This is a genomic window from Cryobacterium breve (assembly GCF_027594785.1).
Classification (GTDB): Bacteria; Actinomycetota; Actinomycetes; order Actinomycetales; family Microbacteriaceae; genus Cryobacterium; species Cryobacterium breve_A.
Map to the genome: position 1 here is coordinate 3,112,503 of NZ_CP075584.1, position 12,954 is coordinate 3,125,456.

Here is a 12,954-nt window from a genome sequence, read left to right on the forward strand (position 1 = left end):
CTGCTCTCCGAACCGGGATTCGGCGGCGCTCGCCGCGGATCTCCGACAGGATGGCCTCGTGCGCATTACGATCATCTCCCTCCTCCTGGCCGCGAGTGCGACGCTGACCGGGTACTGCGTCCTGGTCTTCTCGCTCTTCCAACCGACGCGGGACACCGTCCCCCTCCTGGTCTGCACCGGGGTGCTCTGGGCGCTGTTCGCCGCGGCCGTTTTCCTGCTCCGCGGGGTGCGCGGGCGCGCCGTGGTGGTGCTCGTGCTCGCCGGGTCGCTCGGCATCGGGGTCGCGGCGATGGTCGGGCCGCCGAACACCAGCACAGACTCGGCGAGGTACGCCTGGGACGGCATCGTGCAGAACGCCGGGATCTCGCCGTACGCCTACGTCCCCGCGGACGACCGGCTCGATCCGCTCCGGCCCACGTGGCTGTTCCCGGCGACGGTGCCGTCGGGCACGGTTCCGGAGACCTGCCAGGGCCAGCGCATCGTGGCCACCCACAAGACCGCGTCCGACGCCGTGCTCTGCACCGCGCTCAACCGGCCCACGGTCCCGACGATCTACCCGCCGGCCGCCGAACTCTACTTTGCGGGCATCCGCTTTCTGGTTCCGTCGACGGCGACCTACTGGCCGCTGCAACTCGGCGGGCTCGTTCTCAGCCTCGGAACGACGGTGTTGTTGCTGCTCGGGATGCGTCGCCGCGGCATCGACCAGCGGTTCGCCGCGTACTGGGCGTGGTGCCCGCTCGTGGCCTCCGAGGCGATCACGAATTCGCACGTCGACCTGCTCGGCGTGGTGTTCACCCTCGCCGCGGCGCTCCTGGTCACCCGGGCGCGATATTGGCGCGGCGGCATCGCCCTCGGGATCGCGATCGCCGTGAAGCTCGTCCCCGTGATCGCGGCCCCGGCGATGCTCCGCAGGCAGGGCTGGAAGGTCGGCCTCGCCGCGATCGTGACCTTCTTCGCGCTCTACGTGCCGTACGTGCTCACGACCGGGATCGGCGTGCTCGGCTACCTGCCCGGTTACCTCAGCGAGGAGGGCTACGACAACGGCAAACGCTTCGCGCTCGTCTCGCTCATCGTTCCCGGGAGTGCCGCGATCTTCGTCGCTGGCGGCCTGCTCGTGATCATTGCGGCGCTCGTGTTCTGGAAGACCGACCCCGACCGGCCCTGGCTCGGCCAGCTCGTCATGATCGGCAGCACCCTGCTCATTCTGAGCCCGCGGTACCCGTGGTATGCGCTGCTGTTGCTGCCTTTCGTCGCGCTGAGCGGACGCTGGGAGTGGCTCGCCATCCCGCTCGCCCTGACGCTGCGGCAGATCCTGCCCTCGCTCGAACTCACCTGGGCGATCACGGCCGCACTCGGCATCGTTCTCGCGGGGTCGGCCGTCCGGCTCGACCCCGCCGTGCGGGCGCGGATGCTCGGTGCGCCCCTCCGCGCCGCGCGCTTCCTGCGCCCCCCGCGCTGAGCATCCGCCAGCGCACCCGTCCCCAGAAGCAGGCCGGTTAACGCCGAATTGCGGACAAAGCACCTTCGTCGTGACGATGAAGGTGCTTTGTCCGCAATTCAACCGGGCCGAACGGGCCCGCGCCCTGCGGTGTTACTTGGTGGCGACGGTGATCTTCGCGATTCCGACGAGCATCTGGTCCTTGACCGCGTCGGTTGCGAAGGTCTTGTTGAGCAGGCCGGCGGCGACAGACGAGATGTGCACGGTCGTGCCCTCGAGGATGGCGTTGTCGCCGTCCATCTGCAGCGGCTTCAGGGTTCCGCCGTAGAGGTCGAAGAGGAGGACCTGGGTCGCGGCGGAGGTGCCGTTGACCGAGACGTCACCCATGAGCTTCGAGGTGCCGGGGTCGATCGTGAAGTTGGTCAGTTCGACGACGGTCGAGCCGGCCGTGAGCGAGAAGCCGGAACCCTCGTGCTTGATCGAACCCTGGACGAACGGGCGGTAGCTCTGTGCCGGGTCGTAGTAGTCCACGTTGCCGCCGGTGATCGGGAAGTGCAGGCTGCCGTCGGTGAGGGTGGCGGTGCCGACAGTGCCGGGGGTCAGGCCGAGGCTCGTGAGCGCCGCAGCGAAGTCGCCGTCGAGGAGGACGGCCGTGTCGACGCCCTTGAGGGAGGGGATCGAGGCGACGGGAGTCGGAGCCGACGAAGAGGAAGCGGCCGGGGTGGACGCGGCGGAGCCGGCGGTTGCGGTGCTCGAGCAGGCGGCGAGACCTCCGAGGAGGAGAGCGGCTGCGGCGAAGCTGATGGTTGCCTTCTGGAAAGTGCGCATGATGTGATCCTTCGTGTCTGTGGGGAAGTGATTGTCGTTGGTGCTGACAATGGTTCGGCCCCGACACGGAATCGGTTTGGAATTACTTTTCGGGACGGCTCTCGCTCGCCCGCGCTCACCTCAGAAGTGGAACGGTTAGAAGTGGCGGAAGCGATCGGGCGCGAGGTCCCACGGATCCTTGCCGAGCAGTTCGGCGATGGCGCGGAAGACGCAGGCTCTCGATCACCATGCGGCGGTGCAGGTCGTCGTTGCGGTGCAGCCGGGTGAGGCGCTGGATCGGCAGCCGGTAGAACACGATGCGCCGCTCGGCGGCGTGCACGGCCCAGCGTTCGACTCCGACGCCCGGAATCACCGAATAGGGACCGGCGGCGACCTCGAACGCCACGTCGGCGAGCTGGTCCGGCCAGACCGAACGCAGGTAGTCGACGGTCGAGGCGACGGTCATGTCGAACAGGTCGATCCGCGTGTTCAGCGGCGGCAGGAATGGCCCCGTCGCCGAGCCTGCGGATGCCGCGACCGTGCCGATCACGACCGCTTCCGCGCTGCATCGGCGCGGGCGGCGGCGCAGCAGAACGACGGGATCGGGACATGCCCCCATCCTACTTCTGGTGCTGACGCGGGTAGCCTGAACGGTAATGTCATTCCGCCCTTGCTCCCGCGTCGCCTGTCCGGATGAGTCCGTCGCGACGCTCACCTTCGACTACGGCGACTCGATGGCCGTGCTCGGCCCACTCTCCATCGAGCGTGAACCGCACGCCTTCGACCTCTGCGACCGGCACGCCCGCCTGACGAGCGTCCCGCACGGCTGGCAGCTCATCCGGCTCAGCACGATGGGCGCGCCGGTCGAAGCGGATGCCCCGAGCGGTCCCGACGCCTGAACCCCGCTCCGGCGCGGGCGAACCAGGTACCGGCACACACCCAGCCGGGGCGGCGCAGGGAATGGCATGATGGTCGCATGACTGTCGCCTCGTCCCCTGTATCCACCGCGCCCTCGCTCGCGCCCATCTTCAAGATCGCCGACCCGCAGGCTCGCCGAGGCGGGCCGGCACCAGCTGCGTCTCGCCGAGAACGAGATGCCCGGACTGATGGCCCTCCGCGCTGAATTCGGCGAATCGAAGCCGCTCACCGGTGCGCGCATCGCCGGGTCCCTGCACATGACGGTGCAGACCGCCGTCCTCATCGAGACCCTCGTGGCCCTCGGCGCGCAGGTGCGCTGGGCGAGCTGCAACATCTTCTCCACCCAGGACGATGCCGCGGCGGCCATCGCGGTCGGCCCGACCGGAACCCCGGAGAACCCGGCCGGCGTTCCCGTCTTCGCGTGGAAGGGCGAATCGCTCGAGGACTACTGGTGGTGCACCGAGCAGATCTTCGACTGGAGCATCGAGGCCGAGGCGGCGGGGGAGACCTGGGCCGGACCGAACATGATCCTCGACGACGGCGGCGACGCCACCATGCTCGTGCACAAGGGCCGCGAATTCGAGCTCGCCGGCGCCGTTCCCGAGGCGACCGCATCCGACAGCCATGAGTACCGGGTCGTCCTCGACGTGCTGCGGCACTCGCTCGCGGAATCCTCCAACCGCTGGACCGAGATCGCCGCCGGCCTGGCCGGCGTGACCGAGGAGACCACGACGGGCGTCCACCGCCTGTACGAACTGGCCAGCGCCCACGAACTGCTCTTCCCCGCGATCAATGTGAACGACTCGGTGACGAAGTCGAAGTTCGACAACAAGTACGGCATCCGTCACTCCCTGCCCGACGGCCTCAACCGGGCGACCGACGTGCTCATCGGCGGCAAGGTCGTCTTCGTCGCCGGCTACGGCGACGTGGGCAAGGGCGCGGCAGAGGCCCTGCGCGGCCAGGGCGCGCGCGTCATCGTGAGCGAGATCGACCCGATCAATGCGCTACAGGCCGCGATGGACGGTTTCCAGGTCGCGAGGCTCGAGTCGGTCGTCGAGCAGGTCGACATCTTCGTGAGCGGCACCGGCAACTTCAACGTCATCCGCACCGAGCACATGCTCAGGATGAAGCACCTCGCGATCATCGCGAACGTCGGCCACTTCGACAACGAAATCGACATGGCCGCGCTCGAAACCCTCGAGGGCGCCGTGCGGGTGGAGATCAAGCCGCAGGTCGACGAGTGGCACCTGCCGAGCGGACGCAGCATCCTCGTGCTCTCCGAGGGACGACTGATGAACCTCGGCAACGCGACAGGACACCCTTCCTTCGTGATGAGCAACTCCTTCACGAACCAGGTGCTCGCCCAGATCGAGCTGTACTGCTACCCGGAGAAGTACCCGGTCGGCGTGTACGTGCTGCCGAAGCACCTCGACGAGAAGGTCGCCCGGCTCCACCTCGACGCCCTCGGCGTCGAACTGACCGTGCTGAGCCCCGAGCAGTCCGCCTACATCGGTGTACCCATCGACGGCCCGTACAAGGTCGACCAGTACCGCTACTGACCCGCACGCCCCGCGCAGCGCGCCCGCATCCACCGCTTCTGCGGCGGCTGCGGGCGCGCTGTCGTATCCGCCGGCCGTCCTCAGGAGGTGACACGCCCGGGAGTGCATGGGTTTTGACGGGGTGGGTGGGGGCACGTAATGTCTTCACGTACCCCAAAGGTGCGGAAAAGCCGCAGTGCTTTCCGGCCTCACGTGGGACCGAAGTTTTACGTTTTTTCTCGCTCTCGAATCCTTGATTCGGATGTGTGAGGCGTAGGCTTGAAAGTCTTCCTTCCGCATGTTTAGACGGGTTGGTCAAGTTCCTATTTCGGGCGCGTTTTTCGTGTCTGTGACCGGGTTCTGGCCGATTTGACAGGGACTGCGGGGGAGGTTAGGTTAGACAAGTTGCCTCGGAGCGACAGCCACTAAGCCGGTTACGGTGTGGCCTGAAGCCGGGTGCGTCCGATCCTTGAGAACTCAACAGCGTGCACAATGTCAAATGCCAAAAACCTCGTGGTTTGGATCCGTTTCTAGCGGTGAAGGACCAAGAGATTCCTTTGGAAAACATTTATAACAACAAAGCAAGTCAGTAATGATTTGTTCTGTCAGTTTCAAACTTGCAGATTGTTCGCCCATTCCGGCGGCGTTCTGCACTAGATGTGACGCCAGGCTTGCTTGGTTAGTCAATCAAACATTTACGGAGAGTTTGATCCTGGCTCAGGACGAACGCTGGCGGCGTGCTTAACACATGCAAGTCGAACGATGATGGAGAGCTTGCTCTTCGGATTAGTGGCGAACGGGTGAGTAACACGTGAGCAATCTGCCCTTGACTCTGGGATAAGCGTTGGAAACGACGTCTAATACCGGATACGACCCTTGGAGGCATCTCCGGGGGTGGAAAGAATTTTGGTCAGGGATGAGCTCGCGGCCTATCAGCTAGTTGGTGAGGTAATAGCTCACCAAGGCGACGACGGGTAGCCGGCCTGAGAGGGTGACCGGCCACACTGGGACTGAGACACGGCCCAGACTCCTACGGGAGGCAGCAGTGGGGAATATTGCACAATGGGCGAAAGCCTGATGCAGCAACGCCGCGTGAGGGACGACGGCCTTCGGGTTGTAAACCTCTTTTAGTAGGGAAGAAGCGAAAGTGACGGTACCTGCAGAAAAAGCACCGGCTAACTACGTGCCAGCAGCCGCGGTAATACGTAGGGTGCAAGCGTTGTCCGGAATTATTGGGCGTAAAGAGCTCGTAGGCGGTTTGTCGCGTCTGCTGTGAAAACCCGAGGCTCAACCTCGGGCCTGCAGTGGGTACGGGCAGACTAGAGTGCGGTAGGGGAGATTGGAATTCCTGGTGTAGCGGTGGAATGCGCAGATATCAGGAGGAACACCAATGGCGAAGGCAGATCTCTGGGCCGTAACTGACGCTGAGGAGCGAAAGCATGGGGAGCGAACAGGATTAGATACCCTGGTAGTCCATGCCGTAAACGTTGGGAACTAGATGTGGGGACCATTCCACGGTCTCCGTGTCGCAGCTAACGCATTAAGTTCCCCGCCTGGGGAGTACGGCCGCAAGGCTAAAACTCAAAGGAATTGACGGGGGCCCGCACAAGCGGCGGAGCATGCGGATTAATTCGATGCAACGCGAAGAACCTTACCAAGGCTTGACATATAGAGGAAACGGCTGGAAACAGTCGCCCCGCAAGGTCTCTATACAGGTGGTGCATGGTTGTCGTCAGCTCGTGTCGTGAGATGTTGGGTTAAGTCCCGCAACGAGCGCAACCCTCGTCCTATGTTGCCAGCACGTAATGGTGGGAACTCATGGGATACTGCCGGGGTCAACTCGGAGGAAGGTGGGGATGACGTCAAATCATCATGCCCCTTATGTCTTGGGCTTCACGCATGCTACAATGGCCGGTACAAAGGGCTGCAATACCGCAAGGTGGAGCGAATCCCAAAAAGCCGGTCTCAGTTCGGATTGAGGTCTGCAACTCGACCTCATGAAGTCGGAGTCGCTAGTAATCGCAGATCAGCAACGCTGCGGTGAATACGTTCCCGGGCCTTGTACACACCGCCCGTCAAGTCATGAAAGTCGGTAACACCCGAAGCCGGTGGCCTAACCCTCACGGGAAGGAGCTGTCGAAGGTGGGATCGGTGATTAGGACTAAGTCGTAACAAGGTAGCCGTACCGGAAGGTGCGGCTGGATCACCTCCTTTCTAAGGAGCACAGCACCTCTCCTCTGTATACAGGGAGAACAAAGGTGCCAAGCCATACGAAGACGAATGTTCTTCGATGGCGCTCATGGGTGGAACATTGACATTGATGCAGGTCTGGAACGTTGGATCCCGGTACGCTCGCTTGTTGTTTACAGCAGGGGAGTTGGAAAGGGTTTTGCGTCGAGGGTTTGCATGTTGCACGCTGTTGGGTCCTGAGGGACCGGAACGATCAGGCTTTGGCCTGGTTGAACTGTTCCTCTGGACCTTTTCCTGTTCACATCAATCGTGAGCAGGTGAGGGTACCGCCCGTACTTTGAGAACTACACAGTGGACGCGAGCATCTTAAATTTGATCGGACTTCGGTCCGACAGATTACAAAGATCTATTTATAGATCATTGGTCAATTTCGATCGTGAGACGAAAGTTTTACGATTCTTAATCGATTCAAACTCATGTGATTTCAAATTTCTAAGAGCAAACGGTGAATGCCTTGGCATGTAGAGCCGAAGAAGGACGTAGTAATCTGCGATAAGCCTCGGGGAGTTGATAAACGAACTGTGATCCGAGGATGTCCGAATGGGGAAACCCCGCCAGGCCCGTAAGGTGACCTGGTGACTCCCGCCTGAATATATAGGGCGGGTAGAGGGAACGTGGGGAAGTGAAACATCTCAGTACCCACAGGAAGAGAAAACAATAGTGATTCCGTTAGTAGTGGCGAGCGAACCCGGATGAGGCTAAACCGATCATGTGTGATAGCCGGCAGGCGTTGCATGGTCGGGGTTGCGGGACTTTTCTGCTGATTCTGCCGAACAGTGAGGGTTAGAGCGTTGTATAGACGAACAGGATTGAAAGCCTGGTCATAGAGGGTGCGAACCCCGTAGTCGAAATGCAGTAATCGCCCGAAGAGTATCCCAAGTAGCACGGGGCCCGAGAAATCCCGTGTGAATCTGTCAGGACCACCTGATAAGCCTAAATACTCCTACATGACCGATAGTGAACAAGTACCGTGAGGGAAAGGTGAAAAGTACCCCGGGAGGGGAGTGAAATAGTACCTGAAACCGTTTGCTTACAAACCGTTGGAGCCAGTCTGATTCTGGTGACAGCGTGCCTTTTGAAGAATGAGCCTGCGAGTTAGTGATATGTGGCGAGCTTAACCCGAGAGGGGAATGCGTAGCGAAAGCGAGTCTGAATAGGGCGATTCAGTCGCATGTCCTAGACCCGAAGCGAAGTGATCTATCCATGGCCAGGTTGAAGCGACGGTAAGACGTCGTGGAGGACCGAACCCACTTCAGTTGAAAATGGAGGGGATGAGCTGTGGATAGGGGTGAAAGGCCAATCAAACTTCGTGATAGCTGGTTCTCTCCGAAATGCATTTAGGTGCAGCGTTGCGTGTTTCTTGCCGGAGGTAGAGCTACTGGATGGCCGATGGGGCCTAAAAGCTTACTGACGTCAGCCAAACTCCGAATGCCGGTAAGTGAGAGCGCAGCAGTGAGACGGTGGGGGGATAAGCTTCATCGTCGAGAGGGAAACAACCCAGACCACCAACTAAGGTCCCAAAGCGCGTGCTAAGTGGGAAAGGATGTGGAGTTGCACAGACAACCAGGAGGTTGGCTTAGAAGCAGCCACCCTTGAAAGAGTGCGTAATAGCTCACTGGTCAAGTGATTCCGCGCCGACAATGTAACGGGGCTCAAGCACGCCACCGAAGTTGTGGCATTGATATTTTTGGTAAGCCGCACACTTGTTGTGTTGGTTCAGCCGTGTTGATGGGTAGGAGAGCGTCGTGTGGCCAGCGAAGCGGCGGTGTAAACCAGCCGTGGAGGCTACACGAGTGAGAATGCAGGCATGAGTAGCGAAAGACGGGTGAGAAACCCGTCCTCCGAAAGATCAAGGTTTCCAGGGCCAGGCTAATCCGCCCTGGGTAAGTCGGGACCTAAGGCGAGGCCGACAGGCGTAGTCGATGGACAACGGGTTTATATTCCCGTACTGGCGAAAAACCGTCCAAGCTAATCCAGTAATGCTAAGCATCTGAATCCCACTGACCGGAGCCTTCGGGCCGAGGGGGTGGGCCTAGCGTGCGACCCTATGCTGGTGCGGTTAGCGTATTAACAGGTGTGACGCAGGAAGGTAGCTGAGCCGGGCGATGGTTGTCCCGGTCTAAGGATGTAGGCCGAGAGATAGGCAAATCCGTCTCTCATATAAGGCTGAGACCCGATGGGTAGCCCGTAAGGGCGAAATCAGTGATCCTATGCTGCCAAGAAAAGCATCGACGCGAGGTTTTAGTCACCCGTACCCCAAACCGACTCAGGTGATCAGGTAGAGAATACTAAGGAGATCGAGAGAATCGTGGTTAAAGGAACTCGGCAAAATGCCCCCGTAACTTCGGGAGAAGGGGGCCGGAGGCGTGAAGGGATTTACTCCTGGAGCGTTCGAAGGCCGCAGAGACCAGTGGGAAGCGACTGTTTACTAAAAACACAGGTCCGTGCCAAGTCGCAAGACGATGTATACGGACTGACGCCTGCCCGGTGCTGGAAGGTTAAGAGGAACGGTTAGCCGCAAGGCGAAGCTGAGAATTTAAGCCCCAGTAAACGGCGGTGGTAACTATAACCATCCTAAGGTAGCGAAATTCCTTGTCGGGTAAGTTCCGACCTGCACGAATGGCGTAACGACTTCCCAGCTGTCTCAACCGCGAACTCGGCGAAATTGCATTACGAGTAAAGATGCTCGTTACGCGCAGCAGGACGGAAAGACCCCGTGACCTTTACTACAGCTTGGTATTGGTGTTCGGTGTGGCTTGTGTAGGATAGGTGGGAGACTGTGAAGCTTGGACGCTAGTTCAGGTGGAGTCAACGTTGAAATACCACTCTGGTCATATTGGATATCTAACTTCGAACCGTGATCCGGTTCAGGGACAGTGCCTGGTGGGTAGTTTAACTGGGGCGGTTGCCTCCTAAAAAGTAACGGAGGCGCCCAAAGGTTCCCTCAACCTGGTTGGCAATCAGGTGTCGAGTGTAAGTGCACAAGGGAGCTTGACTGTGAGACTGACAAGTCGAGCAGGGACGAAAGTCGGGACTAGTGATCCGGCAGTGGCTTGTGGAAGCGCTGTCGCTCAACGGATAAAAGGTACCTCGGGGATAACAGGCTGATCTTGCCCAAGAGTCCATATCGACGGCATGGTTTGGCACCTCGATGTCGGCTCGTCGCATCCTGGGGCTGGAGTAGGTCCCAAGGGTTGGGCTGTTCGCCCATTAAAGCGGTACGCGAGCTGGGTTTAGAACGTCGTGAGACAGTTCGGTCCCTATCCGCTGCGCGCGCAGGAAATTTGAGAAGATCTATCCCTAGTACGAGAGGACCGGGATGGACGAACCTCTGGTGTGTCAGTTGTTCCGCCAGGAGCACCGCTGATTAGCTACGTTCGGAACGGATAACCGCTGAAAGCATCTAAGCGGGAAGCCGGCTTCGAGATGAGATTTCCATCCCTTCGGGGGAGAGGCTCGCAGCTAGACTACTGCGTTGATAGGCCGGATGTGGAAGAGGGGACTAAAGACCCTTGGAGCTGACCGGTACTAATAAGCCAATAATTTGATAACACACCAGTTTGAATAAGCTGCAAGCGTCCACTATGTGGTTCTCGACGTACGGTCGAGAACAACCCCTTCCAGGAGGGGTCTATAACTAAAAAATATAGAATCGATCCATCGAAAGATGTTTCGGCGGCTATAGCGAGAGGGAAACGCCCGGTCACATTCCGAACCCGGAAGCTAAGACTCTCAGCGCCGATGGTACTGCAGGGGGGACCCTGTGGGAGAGTAGGACACCGCCGGACTTAACTTAGAAACACCAGAAAAGCCACCCCACGGGGTGGCTTTTCTGCTTTAACCCGCGGTACGCAGCCACCCGCCTGCCGCGCGCTACCGCTGCGCCGCTCCGCACCAGGCATGCCAGGCGCGAAGCGGCGTAACAGGCGCGCGACCCGGGACCTGCAGCGAAGCATCCGCTCAGCGTTACGGTGCGCGTCTACTTGGGGAGGGCGTCAGCGGTTGGGGAAGTCGTGGGGGAGGCGCGTGAGCACCGGGCGGAGGCGCTCGAGGCGGTCGCGCTCGAGGAGGAGAGCTGCATACTCACGGGTGCGGCGCACGGCCGCGACGCCCGCGAGGAGCACCTCCGGTGAAACCGGGGGAACCGGGGAGACGAACGGCGCAGCCTCCGCCGCGAGGTCCCTGGCGACGCGCACGCGGGTCTCCGGGGTCAAGCGTGCGGACTGGCGGAGGAACTGGGCGATGCGCCGCGAGAGCCGGTCGGGCAGTCGCACGATATCGACGGTGTACGACCAGGTGCTGAGCTCTGGCGGGAGCCCGATGACGGGCTCGTCGAATCGCGCCACCCGTTCGTGCTGGCTGTACGTCCCGGCCATCAGGTCGCCGAGGCGCTTGGACTTGCCGTTGAGCAACGCTGTCGTCGCGGCCAGGCCGCCGAAGGTGAGGTAGATCTCGAAGATCCCGCTGAGGGCGCGGGTGAAGGCGTGCCGCAACTGGATGGCTCCGCCGTCGTCACGTACGATCCGGGCGCCGATGGCGAGCTTGCCGAGCGAGCGTCCACCAGTCACGGTCTCGACGATGGTCGGAAGGACGAGGATCGAGAACGCGAGACCCGATATCGCGAGCGACTTCGCGAGCGCCGGGTCCAGGGCGTCTCCGGCGACGAAGCCGACTGCGAAGGCGAGCGCGGCGAAGAAGCTGAGGTAGGCGAGCCAGTCGATGATGGTGCCGGCCGCGCGCAGGATGAAACTTGCCGGCCGCACATCAAGGGCAACCGCCTCGCCTGTGACGAGTTCGTATTCGTAGGGAGGACTTTCTCCCTGATCCGCCGCGTTTCCGGGGTGTGCCATGTCTACTATTAGAGCAGATGGACCTCGACGCATATTCAACGGCGCACCGCGCCCAGTGGGACCGCCTCGCCGAGCTCGGCACGGAGCGGCGGCTCTCCGGCGCGCAGTCCGACGAACTGATCGGACTGTACCAATCCGGGGCGACCCAGCTGTCCGCGATCAAGAGCACGGCCGGCTCCACGATCCCGGGCGACCGGCTCTCCGTCGCGCTGTCCCGTGCCCGGTTGCGCTTCACGGGAGCCGGCGCGAACGTCGTGTCCCAGGTGCCGCGGTTCTTCGTACTGCAGCTGCCCGCCGCGCTCTACCGCCTGCGCTGGCTCACGCTCGCCGTCGCAGTCGTAACGATCGTGGTGGCCGTGCTTTACGCGGTCTGGATCACCGGCGACCCCCGTGTGCTCGCCAACCTCGGCTCCGACGCCCAGCTGCAGCAACTCGTGAACTCGGACTTCGTCGACTACTACTCCGCAAACCCCGCCGCGTCGTTCACCGGCCAGGTCTGGACGAACAATGCCTGGATCGCCGCACAGTGCGTCGCCTTCGGCATCCTCGGCGTCTACGTGCCGTACATTGTGCTCTCGAACGCCCAGAACATCGGCGTCACGGCCGCGGTCATGTTCGCCTACGGCAAGGGCGACGTGTTCTTCCTCTACATCGCACCGCACGGGATGCTGGAGCTCACGGCGATCTTCGTCGCTGCGGCCGCCGGGCTCCGCATCTTCTGGTCCTGGATCGCCCCGGGCGGCCGCACCCGCGGACAGGCGCTCGCGGAGGACTCGCGCGCCCTCGCGACGGTCGCGATCGGACTCGTGTTCGTGCTCCTGGTCTCTGGCGTGATCGAGGGCTTCGTGACCCCGGCGCCGTGGCCGTGGCCGGTCAAGATCGGCATCGGCTTCGCCGCGCTGTGCGCGTTCCTGGCCTACATGCTCGTGCTCGGCCGACGGGCGGCACGCGCAGGCGAGACCGGCGACATCGGTGAGTTCGAGGCCGGCAGCACCCGCATCTACGCGTCCTGAGGGCGGCATCCGCCCGCCGTGGGCGCCACGCGACAGGAGCGCCGCTGCGCGCCAAGCGTGCCTGGCGCGGAGCAGCGCAACTGGCGCGCGAGCCAGAGTGGGCGCGGTGGGGGAGCGCAGTCGCGCGCGCAAGCGAGCAG

The 12,954-nt window shown here is 61.8% G+C and carries 7 protein-coding genes and 3 rRNA genes; 7 read left to right on the forward strand and 3 right to left on the reverse strand.

Features of this window, described 5'->3' with window-relative positions; all coding sequences use genetic code 11:
• The first annotated feature begins 58 nt into the window (after nt 1-58).
• Nucleotides 59-1,459, forward strand: coding sequence for a glycosyltransferase family 87 protein (locus tag KIV56_RS15160; RefSeq protein WP_281534096.1), 1,401 nt, complete (start codon nt 59-61; stop codon nt 1,457-1,459).
• Nucleotides 1,460-1,591: 132 nt separating this feature from the next.
• Here the strand turns inward: KIV56_RS15160 and KIV56_RS15165 are convergent, their stop codons facing one another.
• Nucleotides 1,592-2,266, reverse strand: a complete 675-nt coding sequence (locus KIV56_RS15165) for a hypothetical protein (protein ID WP_281534097.1) — start codon at nt 2,264-2,266, stop codon at nt 1,592-1,594.
• Nucleotides 2,267-2,381: 115 nt separating this feature from the next.
• Entirely contained in the window at nt 2,382-2,795 is a 414-nt protein-coding gene (locus KIV56_RS15170) for a hypothetical protein (RefSeq protein WP_281534098.1), read from the reverse strand.
• A gap of 106 nt (nt 2,796-2,901) precedes the next feature.
• Between KIV56_RS15170 and KIV56_RS15175 the strand changes: the two genes are divergently transcribed.
• The 5 genes from KIV56_RS15175 (at nt 2,902) to rrf (ending at nt 10,739) form a co-directional block, all read left to right on the forward strand.
• Entirely contained in the window at nt 2,902-3,144 is a 243-nt protein-coding gene (locus KIV56_RS15175; RefSeq protein ID WP_281534099.1) for a DUF3499 family protein, read from the forward strand.
• 96 nt (nt 3,145-3,240) lie between these two features.
• A complete protein-coding gene (ahcY, locus tag KIV56_RS15180) occupies nt 3,241-4,722 on the forward strand; it encodes an adenosylhomocysteinase (protein WP_281536178.1) in 1,482 nt (493 codons plus the stop codon).
• Between the two features lie 673 nt (nt 4,723-5,395).
• Nucleotides 5,396-6,915, forward strand: a 16S ribosomal RNA gene (locus KIV56_RS15185).
• 458 nt (nt 6,916-7,373) lie between these two features.
• A 23S ribosomal RNA gene (locus KIV56_RS15190) occupies nt 7,374-10,503 on the forward strand.
• 119 nt (nt 10,504-10,622) lie between these two features.
• A 5S ribosomal RNA gene (rrf, locus tag KIV56_RS15195) occupies nt 10,623-10,739 on the forward strand.
• The 16S, 23S and 5S rRNA genes sit together here, the layout of an rRNA operon.
• Before the next feature lie 207 nt (nt 10,740-10,946).
• Here rrf and KIV56_RS15200 read toward each other — a convergent pair.
• Nucleotides 10,947-11,801 carry an RDD family protein gene (locus tag KIV56_RS15200; RefSeq protein WP_281534100.1) on the reverse strand — a complete coding sequence of 285 codons (855 nt, stop codon included), beginning with the start codon at nt 11,799-11,801 and terminating at the stop codon, nt 10,947-10,949.
• Between the two features lie 17 nt (nt 11,802-11,818).
• On the opposite strand from KIV56_RS15200, the gene KIV56_RS15205 reads away from it, so the two are divergent.
• A complete protein-coding gene (locus tag KIV56_RS15205; RefSeq protein WP_281534101.1) occupies nt 11,819-12,814 on the forward strand; it encodes a stage II sporulation protein M in 996 nt (331 codons plus the stop codon).
• The last annotated feature ends 140 nt before the right edge of the window (nt 12,815-12,954 follow it).